This window comes from Nonomuraea sp. NPDC049269 (genome assembly GCF_043197155.1).
Classification (GTDB): Bacteria; Actinomycetota; Actinomycetes; order Streptosporangiales; family Streptosporangiaceae; genus Nonomuraea.
This window is the reverse complement of sequence record NZ_JBICSO010000021.1, coordinates 1-23,739: the sequence shown is the minus strand read 5'-3', so window position 1 is coordinate 23,739 and position 23,739 is coordinate 1. Positions and strand designations below refer to the sequence as shown.

20 protein-coding genes and 1 rRNA gene are annotated in these 23,739 nt (G+C 67.8%); 11 read left to right on the top strand and 10 right to left on the bottom strand.

Annotated elements, in window-relative coordinates; translation table 11 throughout:
* Position 1: 1 nt before the first annotated feature.
* The 3 genes from ACGFNP_RS60835 to ACGFNP_RS60825 all read right to left on the bottom strand — a co-directional run bounded on the left by ACGFNP_RS60835 (position 2) and on the right by ACGFNP_RS60825 (position 3,640).
* Positions 2-940 (bottom strand): ABC transporter permease, encoded by a 939-nt coding sequence (locus ACGFNP_RS60835; protein ID WP_358340315.1) that lies wholly within the window; start codon positions 938-940, stop codon positions 2-4.
* Positions 933-1,877 (bottom strand): ABC transporter permease, encoded by a 945-nt coding sequence (locus tag ACGFNP_RS60830; protein ID WP_358340313.1) that lies wholly within the window; start codon positions 1,875-1,877, stop codon positions 933-935. The genes ACGFNP_RS60835 and ACGFNP_RS60830 overlap by 8 nt, the downstream gene beginning before the upstream one ends.
* A 125-nt stretch (positions 1,878-2,002) precedes the next feature.
* Complete coding sequence (locus ACGFNP_RS60825; protein ID WP_358340311.1) at positions 2,003-3,640, bottom strand: ABC transporter substrate-binding protein; 1,638 nt, start codon at positions 3,638-3,640, stop codon at positions 2,003-2,005.
* Between the two features lie 484 nt (positions 3,641-4,124).
* On the opposite strand from ACGFNP_RS60825, the gene ACGFNP_RS60820 reads away from it, so the two are divergent.
* The 3 genes from ACGFNP_RS60820 to ACGFNP_RS60810 all read left to right on the top strand — a co-directional run bounded on the left by ACGFNP_RS60820 (position 4,125) and on the right by ACGFNP_RS60810 (position 6,260).
* The gene (locus ACGFNP_RS60820) at positions 4,125-5,060 is read left to right on the top strand and encodes an ABC transporter permease (RefSeq protein ID WP_358340309.1); all 936 of its coding nucleotides are present in this window, start codon (positions 4,125-4,127) and stop codon (positions 5,058-5,060) included.
* Complete coding sequence (locus ACGFNP_RS60815) at positions 5,053-5,949, top strand: ABC transporter ATP-binding protein (RefSeq protein ID WP_358340307.1); 897 nt, start codon at positions 5,053-5,055, stop codon at positions 5,947-5,949. The genes ACGFNP_RS60820 and ACGFNP_RS60815 overlap by 8 nt, the downstream gene beginning before the upstream one ends.
* 155 nt (positions 5,950-6,104) lie before the next feature.
* Positions 6,105-6,260 carry a hypothetical protein gene (locus ACGFNP_RS60810; RefSeq protein ID WP_214644543.1) on the top strand — a complete coding sequence of 52 codons (156 nt, stop codon included), beginning with the start codon at positions 6,105-6,107 and terminating at the stop codon, positions 6,258-6,260.
* A 395-nt stretch (positions 6,261-6,655) separates the two neighbouring features.
* Here the strand turns inward: ACGFNP_RS60810 and ACGFNP_RS60805 are convergent, their stop codons facing one another.
* The gene (locus ACGFNP_RS60805) at positions 6,656-7,981 is read right to left on the bottom strand and encodes a hypothetical protein (protein ID WP_393334319.1); all 1,326 of its coding nucleotides are present in this window, start codon (positions 7,979-7,981) and stop codon (positions 6,656-6,658) included.
* A gap of 390 nt (positions 7,982-8,371) precedes the next feature.
* Positions 8,372-9,694 carry a lysine 2,3-aminomutase gene (locus ACGFNP_RS60800; protein WP_358340303.1) on the bottom strand — a complete coding sequence of 441 codons (1,323 nt, stop codon included), beginning with the start codon at positions 9,692-9,694 and terminating at the stop codon, positions 8,372-8,374.
* Between the two features lie 175 nt (positions 9,695-9,869).
* Between ACGFNP_RS60800 and ACGFNP_RS60795 the strand changes: the two genes are divergently transcribed.
* From ACGFNP_RS60795 to ACGFNP_RS60775, 5 genes are all read left to right on the top strand, one after another.
* Positions 9,870-10,442 carry a DUF1707 domain-containing protein gene (locus ACGFNP_RS60795; RefSeq protein ID WP_358340301.1) on the top strand — a complete coding sequence of 191 codons (573 nt, stop codon included), beginning with the start codon at positions 9,870-9,872 and terminating at the stop codon, positions 10,440-10,442.
* A gap of 124 nt (positions 10,443-10,566) precedes the next feature.
* Entirely contained in the window at positions 10,567-11,592 is a 1,026-nt protein-coding gene (gene plsX / locus ACGFNP_RS60790) for a phosphate acyltransferase PlsX (RefSeq protein ID WP_358340299.1), read from the top strand.
* A 31-nt stretch (positions 11,593-11,623) separates the two neighbouring features.
* The gene (locus ACGFNP_RS60785; protein ID WP_393334314.1) at positions 11,624-13,915 is read left to right on the top strand and encodes an HAD-IC family P-type ATPase; all 2,292 of its coding nucleotides are present in this window, start codon (positions 11,624-11,626) and stop codon (positions 13,913-13,915) included.
* Positions 13,912-15,639 carry an arginine--tRNA ligase gene (gene argS / locus ACGFNP_RS60780; RefSeq protein ID WP_393334311.1) on the top strand — a complete coding sequence of 576 codons (1,728 nt, stop codon included), beginning with the start codon at positions 13,912-13,914 and terminating at the stop codon, positions 15,637-15,639. Before ACGFNP_RS60785 ends, argS begins: the two co-directional genes overlap by 4 nt.
* A 93-nt stretch (positions 15,640-15,732) precedes the next feature.
* Entirely contained in the window at positions 15,733-17,076 is a 1,344-nt protein-coding gene (locus ACGFNP_RS60775) for a hypothetical protein (protein WP_393334309.1), read from the top strand.
* On the opposite strand, the gene ACGFNP_RS60770 is transcribed toward ACGFNP_RS60775, so the two are convergent.
* Complete coding sequence (locus tag ACGFNP_RS60770; protein ID WP_358340291.1) at positions 17,073-17,453, bottom strand: cell division protein SepF; 381 nt, start codon at positions 17,451-17,453, stop codon at positions 17,073-17,075. The genes ACGFNP_RS60775 and ACGFNP_RS60770 overlap by 4 nt on opposite strands.
* A 164-nt stretch (positions 17,454-17,617) precedes the next feature.
* Here ACGFNP_RS60770 and ACGFNP_RS60765 point away from each other — a divergent pair, with 164 nt between their 5' ends.
* Positions 17,618-18,382, top strand: coding sequence for a PhzF family phenazine biosynthesis protein (locus tag ACGFNP_RS60765; protein ID WP_393334307.1), 765 nt, complete (start codon positions 17,618-17,620; stop codon positions 18,380-18,382).
* 55 nt (positions 18,383-18,437) lie between these two features.
* On the opposite strand, the gene ACGFNP_RS60760 is transcribed toward ACGFNP_RS60765, so the two are convergent.
* A complete protein-coding gene (locus ACGFNP_RS60760) occupies positions 18,438-18,917 on the bottom strand; it encodes a nucleoside deaminase (RefSeq protein ID WP_358340288.1) in 480 nt (159 codons plus the stop codon).
* A 189-nt stretch (positions 18,918-19,106) separates the two neighbouring features.
* On the bottom strand, positions 19,107-19,535 hold the full coding sequence (locus tag ACGFNP_RS60755) for a MerR family transcriptional regulator (RefSeq protein ID WP_393334304.1): 429 nt from the start codon (positions 19,533-19,535) through the stop codon (positions 19,107-19,109).
* 59 nt (positions 19,536-19,594) lie between these two features.
* Between ACGFNP_RS60755 and ACGFNP_RS60750 the strand changes: the two genes are divergently transcribed.
* Together ACGFNP_RS60750 and ACGFNP_RS60745 are read left to right on the top strand one after the other, a co-directional pair.
* Entirely contained in the window at positions 19,595-20,539 is a 945-nt protein-coding gene (locus ACGFNP_RS60750) for an NAD(P)/FAD-dependent oxidoreductase (protein WP_393334301.1), read from the top strand.
* A 5-nt stretch (positions 20,540-20,544) separates the two neighbouring features.
* On the top strand, positions 20,545-21,984 hold the full coding sequence (locus ACGFNP_RS60745) for an MDR family MFS transporter (RefSeq protein ID WP_393334299.1): 1,440 nt from the start codon (positions 20,545-20,547) through the stop codon (positions 21,982-21,984).
* A gap of 234 nt (positions 21,985-22,218) precedes the next feature.
* Here the strand turns inward: ACGFNP_RS60745 and ACGFNP_RS60740 are convergent, their stop codons facing one another.
* Entirely contained in the window at positions 22,219-23,244 is a 1,026-nt protein-coding gene (locus tag ACGFNP_RS60740) for an IS630 family transposase (protein ID WP_393334296.1), read from the bottom strand.
* Between the two features lie 403 nt (positions 23,245-23,647).
* Positions 23,648-23,739, bottom strand: a 5S ribosomal RNA gene (rrf, locus tag ACGFNP_RS60735); the annotation flags it as partial.

Below are 23,739 nucleotides of genomic sequence, written 5' to 3'. Positions count from 1 at the left end.
CCTACCTGAGCTTCGGGTCGAGAGCGTCGCGTACGGCGTCGCCCAGCATGATGAACGCGAGCACCGTGATGCTCAGGAACACCGCCGGGAAGACCAGCGGCAGCGGCGCTTCCAGGAACCGGTTGCGGGCGTCGGCGATCATCAAGCCCCAGGAGATGTCCGGGGACTGGACCCCGACTCCCAGGAACGACAGCGCCGCCTCGGCCGAGATGAACCCGCCGAGGTTGATCGTCGCGATGACGATCACCGGGGCGACCGCGTTCGGCAGCAGGTGCCCGAACATGACCCGGCTCTGACTTGCGCCCAGGGCACGGGCCGCGACCACGAAGTCCTGGTTTCTGGCGGTGATGACGGCGGCCCGCATGATGCGGAACGTCATCGGCCAGGCCAGCACGGCCAGCGCGATGACCACGATCCAGATGCCCAGGTCCGCGTCCCTGAAGGTGGCCGAGATGAGCAGCGCGCCGAGGATCCACGGAATCGCGAAGAAGACCTCCGTGACCCGGGACGTGACCGTGTCGACGGCTCCGCCGCGGGCGCCCGCGAGGAGACCGAGCAGACCGCCGACGATCGCCGTGATGATGGTGGTGCTCACGCCGATCACGATCGAGTTGCGCGCGCCGTAGATCGCCCTGGCGTAGACGTCGCAGCCGAGGCTGTCGCGGCCGAAGATGTGGCCCGCGCTCGGCCCCTGCCTGGCCGTGGCCAGCTCGCAGGTCTTGGCGTCGAAGGGGTTGATCGAGGTGAACAACGACGGCCAGAACGACATGACCAGCAGGATCGCGATGAGGACGCACGAGAGGATGAACATCGGCCGACGTCGCAGGTCATAGAAGGCGTCGCTCCACAGACTCGCCGGCTTCGCCTCCTTCTTGAGCTTGTCCGGAGGGGTCGGCGCGGTGGCGGTCTGCACAGGTCCGACCTGTGGGTCGTTACTCATAGCGAATCCTCGGATCGAGCACGGCGTACAACAGGTCCACGACCAGGTTCGCCACGATGTAGACCAGCACCAGGATTGTCACGATACCTACGACGATAGGTTGCTCTCGTAGGTATACGCCTTGATAGATCTGGAGGCCGATACCCGGGATGTTGAAGATCGTCTCGGTGATCACCGCACCGCCCATGAGCGTGCCGAGGTCGGCGCCCAGGTAGGTGACCAGGGGGATCAACGCGTTACGCAACCCGTGCCGGCCGATGACTCTTCGTCTGGACAGCCCCTTCGCGGTCGCTGTTCGGATGTAGTCGGATCTCAGCGTCTCGACCAGGCTCGTTCTGGTGAGCCGGGTGAGATACGCGATCGACGTACCCGCCAGCACGAATCCGGGGAGCAAGTACGATTTCAGCCCCGCGCTGATTCCCGCGATCGGGAAGATCTCCGCGCCCACGGTCTGCTTCAGCCAGACGCCCAGCCACAGCTGCAGCACGAAGCCGGTCACCAGCGGCGGGACGGAGATGAGCAGCAGCGTCGCGGCCAGGATCATGGTGTCGATCGCCTGGCCGCGGCGCAGCGCCGCCCACAGGCCGAGCAGGACACCGATGATCGCTTCCATGACGAGGGCGACGAGCGCCAGGTTCAGCGTGACCTGGAACTTGCCCGCCATCAACTGGGTGATGGGCACACCGGCGAAGGTCTTGCCGAAGTCTCCGTGCAGGAAGATGTTGCTGATGTAGTACCAGTACTGCAGCAGCAGCGGATCGTTGAGGTGATACTGATCCCGCAGGATCAGCACGATGTTGGGGTCTTGCCTCTTCTCGCCGGCCAGCGCCGCGATGGGGTCGCCAGGGAGCGCGAAGACGATGGCGAAGATGAAGAGGGTGGCGCCCAGCAGGACTGGTATCGCCTGGATCAGGCGCCGGATAACATAACGGCCCATTCAAGCCTCCCGTACATGCCAAGAAGGCAGTCGCCGGGACCTGGGGTTCTCACGGCCCCCAATGACTGCCTTCGTAGCGGGCTCTCGAGGGGCGGGCGACTAGGCGCCCGCCCCCGCGAACAGCGTCAGGCCTTCTCGACGTCGGCCCACTCAACCTGGTTGAGCAGGTTGATCTTGACGTTCTTGACCTTGGTCGAGTACCCCGAGTTATTACGGTAGAAGTACACAGGGATGTACGGAAGGTCCTTGATGAGGATGTCGTCCGCCTGCTGGTAGAACTTCAGCCCCTCCTCCGGAGTCGCGGCCTGGTCGCCCTTGGCGACCGTCTCGTCGAACTCCTTGTTGGAGTAGCCGGCGTAGTTGGAGCCGGTCTTGATGGCGCCGGTCGAGAAGATCGGCGTCAGGTAGTTCTCGGCGGACGGGTAGTCGATCGCCCAGCCCATCCGGAACATGCCCTTGTATTCCTTCTTGTCGAGGGCGTCAAGGATGCTCGCGAACTTCTCGAACGGCTTGACCGTCACCTCGACGCCGAGGTTGGCGCGGAGGTTGTTGGCCGCGGCCTCGATCCACTCCTTGTGGCCACCGTCGGCGTTGTAGCCGAGCTCCAGCTTCGCCGGGCCCTTGGCCGCGGCGTACTGCTCCTTGGCCTTGGTGGGGTTGTACTGGCAGGCCTGGCAGGCGCCCTGGCGGTAACCGTCGATCGCCGGGTTGATGAAGTCGTCGGCCGGCGAACGGGTGCCGGTGAAGACCGTCTCGGCGATGGTCTTCCGGTCGATGGCCATCGAGATGGCCTCACGAACCTTGACGTCCTTGTACTCGTCGTTGTACTTCAGCGGGAAGCCGATGTACCCGACGCCGGCGTCCGGCTGGTCCTGGTAGCGGTCACCGAGCGCCGTCTTGGCGCTGGAGATCGCCGAGGCGGGCAGCGAGTCGTGGATGTCGACGTTGTCGGCCTGGAGGTCGTTGTAGGCCGTCTCAGAGCTGTTGTAGAGCTTGAACTGCAGCTTGGTCCAGCCGGTCGGCTTCTTGGCCGGGTACTTGTCGTAGACCGTCAGATCGATGGCCTGGTCAGTACCCTTCTTGTAAGGCTTGTCCAGCTTGAACAGGCCCTGACCGATCGGCTTCTCGCCGTACTCCTGCGTCACCTTGCCGTCGGCGCCGAAGGCGCTCTTGGGCAACGGGTAGAACGCGGTGTAGCCCAGCATGGTCTTGAACTGGGAGAACGGTGCGGTGAGCGTGACCTGCAGCGTCGAGTCATCGACCGCCTTGAGGCCCTTCATCTCCTTGGTGGCGACCTTCTTGCCCTCGCCCGGGTTGAGGTCGGCATAACCCTCGACGCGCCCGAAGAAGTAACCGGCGCCCTGAGCGTTGTCCTGGTTTGCCGCGTAGTTCCACGCGTCGACGTAGTTCTGCGCGACGACCGGCTGGCCGTCCTGCCACGTGTAGGGCTTGAGCTTGATCGTCCACACCTTGTTGTCGGTGCTCTCGATCGAGTCTGCCGCTGCCAGGACGACCTGCTTGTTCTCGTCATAGTTGACGAGCGGCTCGAACACCGCGGCGAGGACTTCGGCGCCCTCCGACTCCGTGGTGTTCGACGGGACCAGCAGGTTCTGCGGCTCGCCCAGTTCCATGCGGACCGGAGTGTCGCCGGCTCCGCCCGACGCGGGGTTGCCGGTCGTGGCTCCGCCGCCGCCACACGCGGCGACCGCGAGGGCTAGCAGCGCGGTACCGGCGACGATCTGTGCGCCCTTAGTAACACGCATGGTAAAAAGATTCCTCCCTCAAACAGGTGGGCGTAAGCGCTGAGCTGCGATGATCGTGAGCAGCCTGACGGGGGTGCCTTGTCGTCCCCCGGGTTTGGCTGACCTGGTCAAACCAGCCGACGCCCTGCCAGTCGATCGCGACTATCCCTTACTACTTGCCACCAGCGAGTCTCTGGTGCGTTGCAGTTCGGTCACACGTGCGCTTATCCAACGTCACAGTCATTTCTCGCAGAGAGCACCAAACCCACAGAGGAACCCCTAAAGCGGACAGTATGGGACGTGAACAGCGGATGAAAAATACCTCCTTGCTGCCACTAGTCACGCCCTAGCCGCCATCCCGCGTGTCGCTGAGTTACGGTTGGGCAAGTCTTGACATGCCCTGGGACCAGCCTTGGAACCGGGCAGCGCGGGACACCGTCCAACAGTCTGTCGCGAACCGCCGCGACAGACACCTCACCGAGCCGGATCCAATAGAGTCCTTGCCATGAGCCAGCCGGAATCCGCTGTAGCGGACGCCCAGGCGGGCGGCCGAAGCGGGCAGGAGCCGCTGGCCAAGCTCGCCGCGAGATACGGGCTTCGTCGTGCCATCGCACGGCCGAGGTTTCTTGTCTATGTGCGCCAGTTGTGGGAGCGGCGTCACTTCATCCTGACGTACGCGACCTCGCGCAACGTCTCGAAGTACTCCAGCTCGACCCTGGGCCAGCTGTGGCAGGTCCTGACCCCGCTGCTGAACGCCGCCATCTACTTCCTGATGTTCGGCCTGATCCTCGGTGGCAGCAAGAACGTCCCCAACTACCCGGCCTTCCTGCTGACCGGGATGTTCATCTTCACCTACACGCAGCGGACGGTCACCGCGGGCGCCAAGTCGATCTCCGGCAACCTGTCGCTGATCCGGGCACTCCACTTCCCCAGAGCCTCCCTGCCGCTGGCCTACACGATCCAGGAGCTGCAGCAGCTCGCCATCTCCATGGGCGTGCTCCTGGTGCTCGTCATGTTCACCGGTGAGCCGCCCAACTGGTTCTGGCTGCTGATCCCCGTCGTGCTCCTGTTGCAGACGCTGTTCAACATCGGCGCCGGCCTGGTGATCGCGCGGCTGGGCTCCTCCATGCGCGACCTCAACCAGCTGCTGCCGTTCATCACCCGCACCTGGCTCTACGCCTCGGGCGTCTTCTTCTCGATCCAGGACAAGGTGGTCAAGTCAGCGGAGCTGCCCCAATGGGTGGCCAACGTGATGTATCTCAACCCCGCGGCCTCGTACATCGAGTGGATGCGCGACATCCTCATCAAGACCTACCATCCCGAGAACGGGCACAACCCCCCGACGATGGTGTTGGTGTCATGCGTATTCTGGGCAGTGTTCGCACTCGGCTTCGGCTTTTGGTACTTCTGGCGGGCTGAGGAGAGGTACGGGCGTGGCTGAACTGACCAAGGAGCTGTCACAGGTGAAGGGCCAGGAGCCCGCCGTCCCCAACGAGGCCGTTCCCGACAAGAACGTGCCCAACAAGGACGTCAGGGTGCACCCCAACCCGGCCCCCGCCGGCAAGCGGCCTCTGGACGTCCCCACGGGCACGCCCACGGTCATCGTCGACGACCTCCACATCGTCTACCGGGTCTACGGCGCGGCCAGCGACAACGAGAAGGGCAACGCGGTCAACGCCCTCACGCGCCTGGTCAAGCGCCAGGGCCGCCCGCAGATGAAGGAGGTGCACGCCGTCAAGGGCGTGTCCTTCGTCTCCTACCACGGCGACGCGATCGGGGTCGTCGGCCGCAACGGCTCGGGCAAGTCCACGCTGCTGCGCGCCATCGCCGGCCTCCTGCCGCCGCACGCGGGCGCCGTCTACACCGACGGTCAGCCGTCGCTGCTCGGCGTCAACGCGGCGCTCATGCGCGAGCTCACGGGCGAGCGCAACATCGTGCTCGGCTGTTACGCCATGGGTATGACCCCGAGCGAGGTCAGGGAGAAATACCAGGAGATCGTCGACTTCTCCGGCATCGATGAGTTCGTTCAACTGCCGATGTCGACCTACTCCTCCGGCATGGGCGCCCGGCTGCGCTTCGCCATCTCCTCGGCCAAGACGCACGACGTGCTCCTGATCGACGAGGCCCTGGCCACCGGCGACCGCGAGTTCCGCCGCAAGAGCGAGGAACGCATCAGGCAGATCCGCGAGTCGGCCGGCACGGTCTTCCTCGTCGCTCACGACCTCAAGGTCATCGAGGAGACCTGCAACCGGGTCATCTGGCTGCACAAGGGCAAGATCAAGATGGACGGCGATCCGAAGGAAGTCCTCGCCGCCTACAACAAGGGCTGATCCCCCACCGCACTCCGCGAACGCCGCGTTCAGGCGTTCGCGGATCTGTCATGCCCGGGCGACTCGCGGGGCAAATGACTGACAGCGTGGCCGGTGTTCCGATATCATTCGAACGTTGTTTCGATACGAGGATGCCGATGGAGCGGGAGCGTGCGATGGGAGAGCTTGCGGCCGCGATCGACCACCTGGCCGTCGAGGACGTGGCAGACGTTCCCTGGGCCCAACTGACCGAGCAACTCGTCGACCTTCACTGGCAGATGGCCAGACTGCAGGCCCAGATCGCCCGCCGCACCGGCGTACGCCTGCCTTAGACATGACGATGCCGCCGGCCCCGGAGATCCGGGGCCGGCGGCGGGTGCGACTCATGCGGCACCTCAGCCCTGCAGTGTGGCGCGGTGCACGAGCCCGGGCCGGTCATGAGACCACCCGCTCACGCGGGTGGCTCGTGACCTGTGCGCGGCGGCCGTAGCGAGCACCCGGCACCTTTGGGGGCTCGCCGACCGGCCACGCCGGTTCTATGGCGGTGTGTCTGGGGACGCACCACCCTCGATCATGCGCCTCGCCGGACGCGACACCTCGTCGCCGCCGCGGCCCGTTCCCGGGCACCGGCACCTTGAAGCCCGCGAACCTCCGCCACGACCCGAGCGGCCGGCATCCGGAAGGCGCCACGATCAGTCGTGGGGCAAGTAGTCCGAGATCTCGCCCGTCATCGCGCGGCGGTCGAGATCATCGCGTCCCTGCGGCTCACGGAGGCCTTCGCCCCCGTGGCCGGAACCATCGCGTCCCTGCGGCTCACAGCGGCCTTCGCCCCCGTAGCCGGAAGCACCGCGTCCCTGCGGCTGACGGTGGCCTTCGCCCCCGTGGCCGGAAGCACCGCGTTGCCTGAGACCACCGCGTCCCTGCGGCTCACAGCGGCCTTTGCCCCCGCGCCCGGGAGCAGCGCGTTGCCCGTCCCCTTGGCGGAGACCACCGCGTCGCCGTGGCTCACGGCGGTTCCCGCCTCAGCGGTCGGGATCACCGTGTCACTGCGGCCCGCAGGGGCCTTCGTCCCGGCGGTCGAGACCGCGCGGGACGCGCCCTCGACGAGCGGGGCGATCTCGTCGATGGACGCGACCGACCCGGCCGGACGCGACTCACGGGGCACCCGGCCCGTAACCTGCGTCGACCCCGTACGCCCCTCGACCGGACGCGACGCAGCAGGCAGCCCGCTGGTAACCCGCGTCGATCCCGTACGCCTTTCGGCCGGACGCGACGCAGCGGGCCCCCAGCCCGTGACCCGCGCCTCGTCCGTACGGCTCTCGGCGGGACGCGACGCCCTGGGCACCCGGCCCGTGGGCCGCGTCGACCCCGTACGCCCCTCGACCGGACGCGACGCAGCAGGCAGCCCGCCGGTGACCCGCGTCGATCCCGTACGCCTTTCGGCCGGACGCGACGCAGCGGGCCCCCAGCCCGTGACCCGCGACTTGTCCGCACGCCAGCCCGCGACCGGCGCCTCGTCCGTGCGGCTCTCGGCGGGACGCGACGCCCTGGGCACCCGGCCCGTGGGCCGCGTCGACCCCGTACGCCCCTCGACCGGACGCGACGCAGCGGGCACCCCGCCCGTAACCTGCGCCTTGTCCGTGCGGCCGTCCGTAACCCGTGTCCTGCCCGCACTGTCGTCCGTGACCCGCACTATGCCCGTACGGTCCCCTGTGACCCGCACCGTGCCCGTACGGTCGCCCGTGACCCGCGCCTTGTTCGCACGGTCGCCCGTGCGCTCGCTTGGCGGGGGGTTCAGGCGGCGTCCGAGGTACTCGACGTTGGGCCCGAGGCCGGCTCGCCTGGCCGCGTCCGCAGCCCCGAACTGCCCGCCCAGCAGGCCACTCCCGCCGACGCCGCTGAACAGACCGCTCAGACCACCGATCGGATCCCCGCCACCCGGCAGGGTCCCGACCGCGGAGTCGCGGGCCTCGGCCTGGGCCGCCGGCCCGACCGGCACCGCGGCCAGTCCGAATACAGCGACGGCGACCGCCAGTTTTATTACAGGTTTCATATTTGCCTTCCCGGCTCGTGATCGATCGCTCTCGAATACAGCGGAGACGCGTATCGATAACCCCCGATTGCCGCGGCGTACACGCTATGGGCACCACACGAAGCGCGCCGTCCCGGCTGAGCTACCGACGCAGTTGTATCACCGCGACCGGCGGGGCGCAGACTGCGGAAAGTCCGTGTCACACGGCCTTCCCGGCCCTGGGAGCGATCATGGAAGAGGCAGCGAGTCGGGAGACAAATCGCGAAATAGCAGGGGCCTATTCCGGATATTCCGTTGACGTCACCCGCGTTCGGAAGGTGCACCCCAACGGCCCGTTGACAACGGCCGGGAAAACAATTGTCACGGGCCGGGGGCTCAATTTTTCCGCTTGCGGGACACGCGCTTGACCGCTCAGGCCGGCACGAGCACGTTCTCCGCGGCGATCTCGAAGGGGAACCGATCGGCGAACGCCGGACGCAGATCCGTCAGCCACCGCGCGGACGGGTCGTACTCCGCGAAGAACGGCCGGCCGACCAGAGAGGGGTCGCGGGCCTGAATCAAGTGGAGGACGAACACCCGCTGCCCGGCGATCTCCGCCACCCCGTCGACGCACACCTTCCCAGGGGTGGCTGACATGGAAGGCCCCCGGACGGTCCGGCAGAGCCCGGAGACCGTCGAGTAGGCCTCCCTGAAGATCTCGTGCGCCCGCGCGAGCGGGACCGCGAAGTAGTCCTGCGGGCCGGTGTCGCGCTCGACGAACATGTAGTACGGAATCATCCCCATCGTGTGCTGGCGCCGCCACATGCTCGACCAGATGGCGGGATCGTCGTTGATCGACCGGATCAACGGCGCCTGGGTCCTGATCGTCGCCCCGCTGCCGAGTATCCGCTTGACCGCCGACTCGACCAGCGGCGACTCCAGCTCGCGCGGGTGCGTGAAGTGGGCCATGAACGCCAGGTTCTTACCCGCGTCCACGACCTGCTCGAACAGTTCGAGCGTGGCGTCGGCGTCGGGGTCGGTCACGAACCGCTGCGGCCAGTAGGCCAGCGCCTTGGTGCCGATCCTGATCGACTCCAGTTGCTCCAGGCCGATCAGCGGTTCGATATAACGCCTGATCACCGACTCGCCCATGATCATGGCGTCGCCGCCGGTGATCAGCACGCTGGTGACCGATGGATTCTGGCGGATGTAGGAGACCATCTGGTCGATGTCGTCGGAGGCGAACTTCAGGTCCGCGTCCCCGACGAACTGTGCCCACCGGAAGCAGTAGGTGCAGTAGGCATGACAGGTTTGCCCCTGCTTGGGGAAGATGAGCACGGTCTCGGGGTACTTGTGCTGCAGTCCCGGCACCGGCTCCTCGCCGATCCGGGGAACGTTGAGCTCCTTCTGCCCGGCCGGGTGCGGGTTGAGCTGCGCGCGCACTCGGTTGGCCTCGGCCTGGATCTCCACGTTGGGCGCCTCGGCCTTCAGCAGGTCGGCCAGCCGGGCGACGTCCGTGGACGGAAGCATGTCCTCCTGGGGAAAGACGAGACGGTATATGGGATCGTCGGGCGCCGCCGACCAGTCGATGAGCTCGTCCACCACGTAGGCGTTCGTCCGAAAGGGCAGCACCGTGGCAACGGCGCGTACCCGCAGCCGCTGCTCATCGTCGAGCCCCGCACGCTGCAGGAGCTCGTCGAGGTGCTTGGACGTGTACGCCCGGAAGCGGCGCGTGCCCGCCTGGTTCAAGATCACTAGGCCTTTCCCATCTTTTTTGTTCGATCCGCTGTAAACCTCTGGCGCCTGTCATGCGTCTACGGTTCTTATACCCGGACGCTATGCACAGCGTCCCCGGTTCCCTTGGGCTCCAAGTTTTCCTTGAGGTTTGACCACTCGCGACATATCGCGATTGCGCATAGAATGATGAATCGTGACCTCAGACCCCGTCCTGCGTGCCTCCGACGCCGACCGCGACCGCGTGGCCGCGGTGCTCAGCGAGGCACTCGCCACCGGAATGCTCACCAGCCTCGAACACGCCGACCGCCTCGACGCCACCTACTCGGCCAAGACCGTCGGCGACCTGACACCTATCACCCGTGACCTGCCCGACGTGACGGCGCCAAACATCGGCTCTCTCACCATCGAGCAGCAGACGATCGACTCGAAGTTCAGCAAGGTGATCAGGAAGGGCCGCTGGGTCGCCTCCCGCCACACCAGGCTGTCGGCGAGGTTCGGCGCGCTGATCATCGACCTGTCGGAGGCCGTGCTGCCCGGCCGGGAGATCACCATCGAGGCCGACGCCCGCTTCAGCAAGCTGATCGTGCTCGTGCCCGACAACGCCCAGGTGATCGACGAGGGCGGCTCCATGTTCGGCAAGCGTCACGTGACCGGCGGCGGCACCCGCGAGGACGGCCCGCTCATCCGGGTCACGGGCCGGTCGATGTTCTCCAAGGTCATCGTGTCGCGCGAGGTCTCCGACTGGAACCTGCGCAGCGTCGGCTGAGCCGGCCACCCGCCGACCGGCCCGGTGCGCAGCGTGCCTACGATGCGGACAGGGGGGCGACCGCATCGCGACCGCGTTCCGGCCACGCCACAGGAACGCACCGCGAGCCGTACGAGGTGACCTTTTGTCCGACACCAAGCCGATCGCGCTCGACGCCATGGGCGGCGACCACGCGCCACACGAGATCGTGGCGGGGGCCGTGCACGCCGTGCGGGAGCGCGGGCTGTCGGTGATACTCGTCGGCTCGCCCCGGGTGCTCTACGAGGCGCTCGCCGACCACGACGCCACCAAGGAGATCCCGATCGTCCGGGCCGAGGAGACCATCGCGATGGACGAGGGCGCGCTGGCCAGCCTGCGCCGCCCCCGCTCCAGCATCGCGATCGCCTGCCATCTGGTACGGCGGGGCGACGTGTCGGCGGTGGTGTCCGCCGGCTCGACCGCCGGGATCGTGACCACGGGCCGGCTCCGGCTCAAGGCCCAGCCGGGGGTGCTCCGGCCGGCCATCGCCGTCGCCCTGCCCACGCTGCCCAAGCCCACACTGCTGCTCGACGCGGGCGCCAACGCTGAGGTCAAGCCGGAAATGCTCCTGCAGTTCGGGCATCTGGGGTCCGTCTACGCCGAGCTGGCCTACGAGATCGCCAAGCCGAAGGTCGGCCTGCTCACGATCGGCAGCGAGGCCGAGAAAGGCAACAAGATCGTCAAGCGGGCCCACGAACTCCTGCAAGGCTCCCCCGGCCTCCACTTCATCGGCAACGTCGAGGGCCACGACCTGCTGACCGGCGTCGCCGACGTGATCACCACCGACGGCTTCACCGGCAACGTCGCGCTGAAGACCATGGAAGGCGCGGTCCGCTACGCGTTCAGCGAGCTCCGGCAGACGATCGACGGCAGCAGGATGTCCAAGCTGGGGGCGTTCATGCAGCGGTCACGCCTGCGCGAGCTGCGCCGCCGCCTCGACGCCGAAGCCCACGGCGGCGCCGTGCTGCTCGGACTGAACGGGACCGTGGTGATCGCGCACGGCTCGTCCAGAGCGGCCGGCATCAGCGCCGCCTGCCGGCTCGCCGCCGATCTGTCCGCGCAGGGCGTCGTCGCGCGCATCGGCGACAGAATCGCGGCCACACAACGCCCGCATCGGCTGAGAACCTCATAGTCTGTGGCAGATCCACAAAGCTGGGGGTTGCGTGGACGGGCTGACTTCGGCACAGGTCTCGGGGGCGAAGACCAACCATGTGCCGCGCCGATCGAGCAGGTCGTTCGGCGCGATCATCAGAGCCAACGTGTTCACGCTGTTCAATCTGGTCATCGGCCTGCTCTGGGCGCTGGTCCTGATCTTCGGCGCGTGGCAGGACGGGCTGTTCGGGCTGGTCATCGTGGCCAACTCGCTGATCGGCATCGTGCAGGAGTTACGGGCCAAGCGCACGCTCGACAAGCTCGCGGTGATCAACGAATCGCCGGTCAGGGTCCGCCGCGACGGCCGCGACCAGGAGCTCCGGCCGCGCCAGCTGGTGCTCGGCGACCTGATCCTGCTCGGGCCCGGTGACCGCCTGCTGGTCGACGGCGAGGTCGTCGAGTCCGACGGGCTGGAGATCGACGAATCGCTGCTGACGGGCGAGGAAGACCCGGTGCACAAGCGGCCGGGCGACGAGGTGCTGTCGGGCAGCTTCGCCGTCGCGGGCTCGGGCGCGTTCGTCGCGACCAAGGTCGGCACCGACGCCTACGCCGTACGGCTGGCGGAGGAGGCGAGCCGGTTCCACCTCGCGCGCTCGGAGCTGCGTGACGGCGTCACGAACTTCATCAAGTACATCACCTGGCTCGTCATCCCGATCGGCGCGCTGCTGCTCTACAGCCAGCTGCGTAACTCGACCGACTTCGGCACCGCCATCACCGGCGCTGTCGCCGGCATCGTCACCATGATCCCCGAGGGCCTGGTGCTGATGACCTCGATCGCCTTCGCCGTCGGCGTCGTACGGCTCGGCCGCCGCGACTGCCTGGTCCAGGAGCTGCCCGCGATCGAGGGCCTGGCCCGGGTGGACGTGCTCTGCCTCGACAAGACCGGCACGCTCACCGCGGGCGGCATGGACCTCGGCGAGGTACTGCCCCTGCGCGAGGACCAGCCGGTCGACCACGCGCTCGCCGCCCTGGCCAACGTGGACCACCGGCCCAACGCCACGGCCAAGGCCATCCAGGCCCGCTACCGGGCGGCGGCCGACGGGTGGACGGCCGGCGAGGTGGTGCCGTTCTCCTCGGCGCGCAAGTGGAGCGGCGCCGACTTCGGCCCCCACGGGGTGTGGCTGCTCGGCGCCCCCGACGTCCTGCTCGACCGCACGGCCGACGGCTATGAGCGGGCCGCCGAACTGGCCTCGACCGGCACTCGGGTCCTGGCGTTATGCCGTACGGACAGCCTCGAAAGGGCGACGACTTCAGAGACGGTGGCCGTCGCGCTCATCACGCTCAAGCAGCGCATCAGGCCCGACGCGCACGAGACCCTGCGTTACTTCGCCGAGCAGGGCGTCACGGTCAAGGTGCTCTCCGGCGACAATCCCGATGCCGTCGCCGCGATCGCCACCGGCCTGGAGATCCCGGGCGGCCATCGCGCGATCGACGCCCGTACCCTGCCGGAGAACGACCCCGGCAAGCTGGCCGAGCTGCTCGACACCCACACCGTGTTCGGCCGCGTCACCCCGCAGCAGAAACGCGCCTTCGTCGGCGCGCTGCAGTCGCGCGGCCACACCGTCGCGATGACCGGCGACGGCGTCAACGACGTGCTCGCGCTGAAGGACGCCGACCTGGGCATCGCGATGGGCGCGGGCAGTCCCGCCACCAAGGCCGTCGCCCAGGTGGTGCTGCTCGACGACAAGTTCGCCTCGCTGCCGCACGTGGTGGGCGAAGGCCGCCGGGTGCTGGCCAACATCGAGCGGGTCTCGAACCTCTTCCTCACCAAGACGTTCTACGCGATCGCCCTCTCGCTGCTCACCGGGGTCCTCGGGCTGATGTTCCCGTTCGCGCCGCGCCATTCCACACTGGTGAACGCGCTGACCATCGGCATCCCGGCGTTCGTCCTGGCGCTCGCACCGACGCTCGAACGGGCCAAGCCCGGGTTCGTCCCCCGCGTGATGCGCTTCGCCGTACCCGCCGGAGTGCTCTGCGCGGCCGCGGTGTTCCTGGCGTTCTGGGCCGCGCACACCGGCACCTCCACCCTGACCGAGGATCGTACGTCGGGGGTGATCGCGCTCTTCCTCACCACGTGGTGGGTGCTCATCCTGATCACCAAGCCGCTCACCCTGGGGCGGATGGCCATGATCGTCGCCATGGCCGGGCTGTTCGGGCTGTCCCTGGCGATCCCCTTCGTCCGGCATTTCTTCGCCCTCGAACCCGGCGATCTCAGCAACGATCTGACCGCCGTCGGCATCTCCGTGGTGGCTTCTGCGGCGATCAGCGTGGCGGTCAAGCTCGCCGGTACCCTTAGACCATGACCGACCCGCAGATAGTGCTCACCGAGCGCGTCCAGCAGGCGCTGGCGCACGCGTTCGGCTCCGAGTACGCCGACGCAGATCCGCTGATCCGGCCCTCCCAGTTCGCCGACTTCCAGGCGAACGTCGCGCTGAGCCTGGCCAAGCGACTGCGACGGGCACCGCGGGAGGTCGCCGAGGCCATCAGGACGGAGCTGTCCGATTTCCCCGGCACGGTCGAGGTCAGCGGTCCCGGCTTCCTCAACATCACGCTCGACGACTCATGGGTCGAGTCCGAGGCGGCCAGGATGCTCGCCGACCCGCGCACGGGCGTCGGCTTCGCCACGCCGCCGCAGACCGTGGTGGTCGACTACTCCGCGCCCAACGCGGCCAAGGAGATGCACGTCGGCCACCTGCGCACCACGATCGTGGGCGACTCGCTGGCCCGCCTGCACGAGCACCTCGGCAACACCGTCGTCAGACAGAACCACCTGGGCGACTGGGGCACGCCGTTCGGCATGCTCATCGAGCACCTGCTCGACATCGGCGAGGAGGCCGCGGTCGCGCAGCTCGAAGCCGGCATGGGCACCGAGTACTACCAGGCCGCCAGGAGCCAGTTCGACGGCGGCGAGGAGTTCAAGGTCCGCTCGCGCAAGCGGGTGACCATGCTCCAGTCGGGCGACCCGGAGACCCTCCGGCTCTGGCACGTCTTCATGGACGCCACGATCACCTACTTCAACAAGGTCTACAGCATCCTCGGCGTCACGCTCACCGACGCCGACATCGCCGGCGAGAGCATGTACAACCCGCTGCTCGAGAAGACCTGCCAGGACCTGGAGGCCGCCGGGGTCGCCGTGCTGAGCGAGGGCGCGCTCTGCGTCTTCCCGCCCGGCTTCACCGGCTCCGACGACAAGCCGCTCCCGCTGATCATCAGGAAGAGCGACGGCGGCTACGGCTACGCCTCCACCGACATGGCGGCCATCCGCTACCGGGTCGAAGACCTCAAGTCCGACCGCATGCTCTACGTGGTGGGCGCCGACCAGGCGCTGCACTTCCGCATGGTGTTCGCGGCGGCCGAGCTGGCCGGCTGGCTGCCCGACACGGTCTCGGCCGAGCACGTCCAGATCGGCATGATGCTGGGCAAGGACGGGCGCCGGTTCAAGACCCGGTCCGGCGAGTCCATCAAGCTGATGGACCTGCTGCAGGAGGCGGTCGACCGGGCCGCGGCGGCCATCGCCGACCGCGGCTACGACGAGGCCACGCGGGCCGAGATCGCGCAGGCCGTGGGCATAGGCGCGGTGAAATACGCCGACCTGGCGGTCAGCCACGACAGCGAATACGTCTTCGACTACGACCGCATGCTCGGGTTCAACGGCAACACCGGCCCTTACATGCAATACGCGACCGCCCGGATCCGGTCGATCTTCCGCCGGGCGGGAGTGGCGCCGGCCGACGCGACCGACCGCATCGTGCTCGGCCATCCAGCCGAGCGGGCCCTGGCCCTCCACCTGCTGGGCTTCGGCGGGCTGGTGGAGCAGGTCACGACCCTGTCGGAGCCGCACCGGCTCTGCGCCTTCCTGTTCGAGACCGCCAGCCTCTTCAGCACCTTCTACGAGGAGTGCCCGGTGGCCAAGGACGGAGTCGACGCCGAGACGAAGGCGCACCGGCTCGCTCTCTGCGCGCTGACCCTGCGGGTCCTGGAGACCGGGCTCGACCTGCTCGGGGTCCCGGTGCCCGAGCGCATGTAGCACGTCGCGGGCGCGCCTCCACCTGGACGGCGCGCCCCCCGGCTAGGCTTTACGCGGTCATGAACTGAGGCCACTATGGGGGAGTTCTCTGCCTTGAGCACGGACCTGACTGCCGACCCCCAAGCAGCGACCGAGCTGCACCGCTATGCCGAGGCACTGCTGTCCCACCTGGCCGCCAACGGCACCGTGCCTCCGGCTCCGCCCGACTTCCCCGACAAACCGGGCTACTGGCTGCCGCCCGCCGTCGAGGCGCTGGTCGCGATACTCACCGGTGACGATCCGCTGGCGCCGCTGAGCAAGGCCGCCGGGCGCGACCAGCAACAGACCGCGCTCTTCCTGGCGCTGGCCCTGGCCGTCGCCGGTCACGGCAGCCGCATCCACGCCTCCTGGCTCGGCACCGCCTTCGGCGACCTGTCGCTCGACCAGCCGGTCACCCATGGCCAGCGCTCGCTCTGGCTGGCCGCGGCCAGGGGCGCCTACGGTCCCGCCGGGAAGATCTTCGTGCTTCGCAAGCTCGACACGGTGGGCGTACCCGAGCACGCGGACGCGGCGCAGTGGACGCAGGCGCTCCTCCCCGGTGAGCCGTCGGTGGTCGTACCCGCCTCGCTGCTCGACTTCCCCGAGATGGCGGAGATCCCCGCACTGGCGAAGCCCGTCCAGGCCGCCGCGCGGCTCGCCCGGCTGCGCGCCCGGTGCGCGGAGATCACTTCGGCGCGGCAGGCCGAGCATGACGCCTCCACCCCGCTCACCAACAGCTCCGGCAGTCCCGCCGGCACGTGGGAGGAGGACGAGCCGCTCGCCGTGCTCCGCTCGCTCATCGGCCTCGGCGGCCCCGCCGGGCCGATGGCCTCGCTGACCTCGCACCTCCTCGACGACCTGCGCCCCGGTGCCGATCCGCATCTGGCGGCGCTCGCCCTGCACGTGGCGGGCCCGATACTGCGCGGTGTCGCCGAGGAGCTCGAATCCGACAGCAGCCTGGCGCCGCCCGCCACCGTGACGGTGTCACTGCTCGGCCACCGCATCGAACTGCACCCCGAGGGGCCCGAGGAGAGCTCGCTCGCGGCTGCCGAGCGCGAGATCGTGGTCCAGGGGACCATGCGGCGACGGCCGCCATGGGATGCCGTCGCGCTGATCGTGGCGGGGGTCGCTCTCCTCCTCGGAGCCCTGCTGGCCGACGGGCTGGGGGTGCCCGTACTCGCTGGTCCGGGGGTGGTGCTGCTCGGCCTGGCGGGCTGGCGACTCTGGCGGCGCCGCAAGGCCATCGAATCGGACGCCCGCTACGTGACCACGCAGATCGCCGAGCTGAAAGAGCTGGCCGACGGCGCGGTCTGGGCGCTGCACGGATACGCGCGAGAGGCGGTCACCCGTGCGGAGCAGGCCGCGGACGACTCAACCGAGCTCACTCGGCTGATCCGTCGCGGCCCGCGCGCGGCTTAGGAGCTCTCGATCTCCACGTGGGCCGGCGCGAGCAGGAACACGCGGTCGGCGATGCGCTCGATCCGCCCCTCGCAGCCATAGGCCAGACCGGCCGCGAAGTCGACCATCCTGGTCGCCTCCGGCATCGGCATGCCCGTCACATCCATGATCACCGTCTGGCCATCACGGAAGTGCTGCCCGATCATCGGCGCGTCGTTATACTTAAGCGGCTGAACCATCACGATTCGTGACGAGTCGGCGGTCGACCGCCAGCGCCTCGCCGCCCGCTCCGCCGCCGGCATGTACTCCTCTTCGTACTGCTCGTCGTCGTAGCCGTCGTCGTAGTGGTCGATCCCACCCAGGCCAAGGTAGCTCACCACCTTGCGCACTGCCCCCATCGGCTTGTCCTTTCCTCAGGAACTCACCGCAATCGGCTCGTCCCACTATTGGACGGTAACCGACGCCGAGAAGTTCGCCATGCGACACGCCCACAACTAATTCCATTTTGTACGGCTAGCGTCCCGGTTTCACCTGGATATCTCTCCCCCGATAGCCTCCATACATGCGCGTGTTCACTGTAGATGCCTTCACCGACACTTCTTTCCGGGGCAATCCTGCCGCGGTGTGCCTGCTGGAGTCCCCCGCTCCCGAGTCATGGATGCAGGCAGTGGCCACGGAGATGAACCTGTCGGAGACCGCCTTCCTGCTCGGCGATTCGCTCCGCTGGTTCACCCCCGCCGTCGAGGTCTCCCTCTGCGGGCACGCCACGCTGGCCACCGCACATGTGCTCTATTCCACAGGTGCGGCCGGCGGTCAGCTCGAATTCAGTACGGCCAGTGGAACGCTCACCGTGAATCGCATGGCCGACGGCATGATCACGATGGATTTCCCGGCGAAGGAAGTGACGCCGGCAGCCGTTCCCGACGGGTTGGAAAAAGCGCTCGGAGCTGCACCGGTGCAGGTCGGGACGAGCAATCTCGACCTGGTGGTGGAGCTGGAATCGGAGGCGGCGATACAGGCACTCACGCCGGACATCGCGGCATTGGCCCAAGTGCCGGCCCGTGGCGTGATCGTCACGGCGAAGGGGTCTTCGACCGACTTCGTGTCACGCTTCTTCGCACCGAACGTAGGGGTGGCGGAGGATCCGGTCACAGGATCGGCGCACTGCGCGCTGGCGCCCTACTGGGGGGAGCGGCTGGGGCTGCGCACCATGGTGGGCGCGCAGCTGTCGGCTCGGGGCGGGCTGGTGCACGTGCGGTTGGACGGGGACCGCGTTCACCTCGCGGGGCGAGCGGTCACGGTGCTGTCGGGAGAACTCCACGTTTGAGGGAGCCTGCCGAGACGTTCGAGGGGGCCCGCCGAGCCTGTACCGTCCCGGCGCCTCAGGGGGCGCTGTGACGACGGCGGTGCAGTTCGCGCACCTGCGCCGCGAGCTCCGGCACCGGCCCCTCCACCACGGCGTCGGGCACGACCTGCTGGATGGGCAGCGTCCGCACAGGCGGCGCGGGGACACCCAGCTCGGCGAGCCACCCGGCAAGCTGCTCCGACGAGCTCGCGTACACGATGCGGCCCAGCCCGACCCACCCGTGAGCGGCGGCGCACATCGGGCAGTGCTCCCCAGAGGTATAGACGGTCGCGGCCGCCCGCTCGTCCACCGTCAAATGCGCCGCGGCCCAGCGAGCCAGCTCGAACTCCGGATGCCGGGTGTTGTCGCCGGAGGCCACATGGTTGTGGTCCTCGGCGAGCACGATCCCGTCAGCCGAAACGAGCACGGACCCGAACGGCTCATCCCCCACCTCCAACGCCTTCGTCGCCAACTCCACGCATCGCCGCAGGTGCCGTAGGTCGGTTTCGGTCGTCACTGTCACTCTCCCCTAGCTCTGATCTTCGAGTTCCATGCTAGGACCTCGAGATGTGAACCTCTCGGGTGGCATAACGTCACATCCGAATCAGCGAGCGGGACGCGGCGGATAGTTGCCGGTCACAGCAGCCGGTTTCCAGCCGCGCGGCACCGCCCAACGGCTCTGGTGCTGCCGGACGAAGGACACCGTTCAGATCACGCAGTCGGCCTCGTCGAGGCTCTGGAGCCCGGCCGCGCGTTCTACCATGCGCCGGTAATCGGGGCATTGGGTGAAGTCGTCCGCGCCGCACTCCATGAGGTGCTCGATCAGCTTCTTGGACGCCGCTATCTCCGCGAGCCGTTGCTCCAGCTCCGCGTGATGCCGCTGGAGGAGTGCCCGGCGCTCGGCCTGGCCGGTGACGTTGAGCACCTCCCGGATCTGCTCCAGGCTCATCCCTCCGCCCTTGGCGCGGATGATCGTCATGACGCGGATGACGTGATCGCGGGTGTAGCGGCGGCGGCCGTTCACTCTGGCGGCCGGAGTCAGCAGACCCATCGCCTCCCAATGGCGCAGCACGTGCGGCGCGAGATCGAACCGCTCGGCGAGCTCCCCGATGCGCATGGTACCGCTTGACTTCATGTTGACATTAACTTGCAGACTTGCCTCCGAGTCAAGCACGACCACTCTTGGAGGCAGACATGTTCGACGTTGTCATAGTCGGCGGCGGCCCGGCCGGGATGGCCGCCGCCCTGACCCTGGGACGGAGCCACCGTTCGGTGCTCCTGCTCGATGCCGGGGAAGGCCGCAACGCCCCGGCCGAGGCGGTGCACAACTTCCTGACCCGGGACGGCATGCCGCCTTCCGCGTTGCGCGAGCTCGGCCGCGAGGAGCTGTCGGCCTATCCGGCCGTTCAGCTCCGCGCCGAGACGGTCACCGGCGTCCGCGTTGTCGACGAGTGCGGCTTCCAGCTGGATCTGTCCGACGGCGGTGCGGCGAACTCCCGGCGGCTCCTGCTGGCCACCGGGCTGAGCGACGAGCTTCCAGGCCCGCGCGGGGTCGAAGCATTGTGGGGCCGATCCGCCTTCCACTGCCCTTACTGCCACGGCTATGAATGCACCGGAAAGCCGGTCGCGGTGATCGGCGCGGAACCGGCCCGGGTACGGCTGGCGCTGCAACTGAGCCGCTTCGCCGCCGACGTCGCGCTCTGCACCGGCGGCGAACCGCTCGACCCCGCGTCGCGGGCGAAGCTGGAGTCGAACGGCGTCACCGTACGATGCGAACCCATCGCCCGCCTGGAGGCGACGGGCGACAGGCTTGAGCAGATCGTGTTCGAGAGCGGCCCGCCGCTCGCCAGAGACGCGGTGTTCGTCGTCAACGTGCCGCGCCAGCGCTCCGACCTGGCCATCCGCCTCGGCTGCAGGTTCTTCGCCGATGGGTGCGTGGAGGTGAACGAGTTCGGCCAGACCAGCGTGCCGGGCGTCTACGCGGCAGGCGACATGGCGCGGCGCGCCACCGTACCGATGCCGCTGGCCGCGGTCATCGCCGCCGCGGCCAGCGGAACCGTCACCGGCTCGGTCATCGACCAGGATCTGCTCTGTGCCGACTTCGACCTGCCCAATCCGCTCGCGCGGGCGAAGGGCTGAGGGCCATGTCCGCAGAACTCACCCAGACCGCGTCCGACACCCCGCAGGCGACGAGCAACGTTCCGCTCACCACAGCCGGGCTCCTGATCGGCATGCTGCTGTCGGTCCTAGACCAGACGGTGGTGGCCATCGCGCTGCCCGACATCGCCGCGGACCTGGGCGGCATGGACGCGATCAGCTGGATCATCACCTCCTACGTGCTGGCCTCGACCGCGACCGGCGCGCTCTACGGCCGCATCAGCGACCGGTTCGGCCGGCGCGCCGTGTTCATCACCGCGGTAGCCGTCTTCGTCGCGGGCTCCGCACTGTGCGGCGTGGCACAGACGATGTCCCAACTGGTGGCCGCCAGGACCCTGCAAGGCATCGGCGCCGGCGCCCTGTTCGTCCTCCCGACGATCTCCCTGTCAGAGCTGTATCCACAGCGCCTGCGCAGCAGGGTCCAGGGCCTCACCGGCGGCGTCTTCGCCGTCGCCAGTGTGGGTGGCCCGCTCGCCGGCGGCCTGATCACCGACACCGTGGGCTGGCGCTGGATCTTCTACATCAATCTGCCCCTCGGCCTGCTCAGCATGGCCCTCATCGCCTACGCGCTCCGGCTGCCCAAGTCAGGCGGGGACGGCAAGGTCGACGTCGCCGGGGCCGTCCTGCTCACGGGCGCGACGGTCAGCCTGCTGCTGGTGGCCGAATGGGGCGGCCGGACCCGCCCGTGGACATCCGGCGTGATCCTCATCCTGATCGGAGTCTTCGCGGCATCGCTGGCGCTGTTCGTATGGCGACAGCGGCGTGCGGCCAACCCCTTGATCCCGCTCCGGCTGTTCGCCAACCCCGCTCTGCGGGTGGTCCTGCCCGCCACCGCGTTACTCGGCGCGCTGCTCGGCGGCTCGATCGTCTACCTGCCCACGTATCTGCAAACCGCGTACGGCATGGGGGCCACCCAGGCCGGCCTCGCGCTCAATCCATACGTCATCACGTTCATGATGGTGTCCTCTCTGGCCGGTGCCCGCATCGGTGCCGGCGGCCGGTTCAAGCCCTACCTGCTCGTCGGCTCGGCCATCGTCGCACTGGGGTTCGCCCTGCTGAGCCAGCTTGATGCAGGCACCGCCTACGCGCTGCTCGCCCTGGAGCTCGGTGTGCTGGGCGCCGGCTTCGGGCTGCTGATGCAGAACCTGGTGGTCGTCGCACAGAACGCGGCCTCCCCCGCGGACCTGGCCGCCACCACCTCCGCCACCGTGTCCATCCGCGGCCTCGGTCTCTCGCTCGGTGTCTCGGCCTTCGGAAACCTGCTCACCCGGGAACTCCAGGGCCACGCCCCCAGCCCGCAGGCGACGGCCGCGGCCATCCCCGACGTCCTCCTCTGGGGAGTGCCGGCCGCCATCGTCCTGGTAGCGCTGATGACCGCGCTGCCTCGGACGGTCAATCACCCCGTGCCAGGCAAGATAACGGCATGAGCGAACAAGGCCTCGGCAACGGGCAGATCATGGTGATCACGAAAATATGACACCGAACGCGCTCTGCCGGCCGATTCCAGGCTCTCCAGCGCAATCCTGAGGGACGGGCGGGTTTCGGCGGACGGCACAATCCACGGTCGCATGCCGTCATATGCACAGGGCTGTGGAGATCCCGGTCCGGCGCATGCGCCGAGGACGGTCAAGGAGGATCTAAGGAGATCATGGATTCTTGCACTATCGGTGCGCGTGGGTGATGTAGGCGAGGCTGGGGTCGTGGAAGAAGCCCTGGACGAGGGCCGGGGTCTTCTGGAGGCTGTGTAGTGCCGAGAGTATGAGCTTCTTCATCTGTTGGATGCCGTCGACGGCCGCGCGGCCGACCCTGTCGTGTTTGACGTTCTTCCAGACCCACTCGTCGGGGTTGAGTTCCGGCGAGTAGGCGGGCAGGTAGAACAGCCTGAGCATGCCGTTGCTGTCGGCGGCGAACTTCTTGAGAATCTTGGCGTGATGGACCCTGCTGTTGTCAAGGATGAGGAACACAGGGCGGCCGTCGCTGTCTGACATCAAGCGTTCACAGAATGCGATGAAGTGCGTGGCCTTGATGCTCTCCTCAAAGATCTGGAAACGCAGCGTGCCTTGCCGTTCGACCGCTGAGAGCATGAAGGCCGACCTTCGGGCGCCGGTGTGCGTGACGACCGGCGTCCGTTCGGTCGGCGCCCAGGTCGTGCCTCGGTGGTAGTGCGTGGACAGTGCCGCCTCATCTGCGAAGAAGATGATCGCGTTGCACTCCTCGGCCTCCTTGACGGTCTTCGGGTAGTCCTCGGCCTTCCATTGGGCGACCAATTCGGGTTTCTGCTGATAGGCCTTGTACAACGGTTTCTGCGGCGACATTCCGAGCTTCGCCAGCACGCGCCCGACGCTCGCGATACTCAGCCTGACAGCAAAGCGCCGCCAGATCAGCTCCTGGACCATTTTGCGGGTCCACAGCGCAAGTCCGAAGCTCAACTGGCGCGGATCACAGCCCACCAGCAGTGCATACAGGCTGGACATCTGCTCGGCGGTGAGCTTGGAGTCAGGCCCGCGCGTCTTCTTCGTCCGCAAGCCTTCCTCGCCGCGCTCGCGGTAATCGCGCTGCCAGCCGAACAACGACCGCCGGGACACGTTGAGAATCCGAGCGACCTCATCAGCGGACTCCCCTTGCTCAAGGAGTCGAACTGCGTGCAGTCGCTCGTCGTATGTGGCTCGCCGACCCTTCAACGCCATGTAATCAGAATCTCACAGAGAGCTATTCCCAGGTGCAAAAACCCGCGAGCTTTTTAGATCCAACGCGCACGTCGTACGGCGGGGCGAGGAGGTCCTGTCGATTACATGACCGATGCTCTACTACATTGCGGGTGTACCGACCGGGCGGGCCTCGGTCGGTACACCCGCAGGTTCTGCCATACCAACGGCGAAGCCCCGCCCTGAAACGCTCGAACGGTCGGCCAGGCGCCGCTGAAAGCCTGACGGCACGGAGCACGCCGGCGCCTCGGAGGCCGGCTTCCGTAGAGTCGGCCTTCCCACCGCCGGCCAGTCCTGTCGGCGGACCGGCCATGGCCGTCAGAAGGCCCCGTAAACGCAGAAAGGGCCCCACGCATAAACGTGGAGCCCTTCCCGAACAAAAATTGTCCGGCGGTGACCTACTCTCCCACACCCTCCCGAGTGCAGTACCATCGGCGCTGGGAAGCTTAACTTCCGGGTTCGGAATGTAACCGGGTG

What these genes read in the sequence shown, in the direction of transcription:
- ACGFNP_RS60835 (WP_358340315.1), bottom strand. Translation starts at nt 940, where the DNA reads ATGAGTAACGACCCACAGGTCGGACCTGTGCAGACCGCCACCGCGCCG.
- ACGFNP_RS60830 (WP_358340313.1), bottom strand. Translation starts at nt 1,877, where the DNA reads ATGGGCCGTTATGTTATCCGGCGCCTGATCCAGGCGATACCAGTCCTG.
- ACGFNP_RS60825 (WP_358340311.1), bottom strand. Translation starts at nt 3,640, where the DNA reads ATGCGTGTTACTAAGGGCGCACAGATCGTCGCCGGTACCGCGCTGCTA.
- ACGFNP_RS60820 (WP_358340309.1), top strand. Translation starts at nt 4,125, where the DNA reads ATGAGCCAGCCGGAATCCGCTGTAGCGGACGCCCAGGCGGGCGGCCGA.
- ACGFNP_RS60810 (WP_214644543.1), top strand. Translation starts at nt 6,105, where the DNA reads ATGGGAGAGCTTGCGGCCGCGATCGACCACCTGGCCGTCGAGGACGTG.
- ACGFNP_RS60805 (WP_393334319.1), bottom strand. Translation starts at nt 7,981, where the DNA reads ATGAAACCTGTAATAAAACTGGCGGTCGCCGTCGCTGTATTCGGACTG.
- argS (WP_393334311.1), top strand. Translation starts at nt 13,912, where the DNA reads ATGACCGACCCGCAGATAGTGCTCACCGAGCGCGTCCAGCAGGCGCTG.
- ACGFNP_RS60770 (WP_358340291.1), bottom strand. Translation starts at nt 17,453, where the DNA reads ATGGGGGCAGTGCGCAAGGTGGTGAGCTACCTTGGCCTGGGTGGGATC.
- ACGFNP_RS60765 (WP_393334307.1), top strand. Translation starts at nt 17,618, where the DNA reads ATGCGCGTGTTCACTGTAGATGCCTTCACCGACACTTCTTTCCGGGGC.
- ACGFNP_RS60755 (WP_393334304.1), bottom strand. Translation starts at nt 19,535, where the DNA reads ATGAAGTCAAGCGGTACCATGCGCATCGGGGAGCTCGCCGAGCGGTTC.
- ACGFNP_RS60750 (WP_393334301.1), top strand. Translation starts at nt 19,595, where the DNA reads ATGTTCGACGTTGTCATAGTCGGCGGCGGCCCGGCCGGGATGGCCGCC.
- ACGFNP_RS60745 (WP_393334299.1), top strand. Translation starts at nt 20,545, where the DNA reads ATGTCCGCAGAACTCACCCAGACCGCGTCCGACACCCCGCAGGCGACG.
- ACGFNP_RS60740 (WP_393334296.1), bottom strand. Translation starts at nt 23,244, where the DNA reads ATGGCGTTGAAGGGTCGGCGAGCCACATACGACGAGCGACTGCACGCA.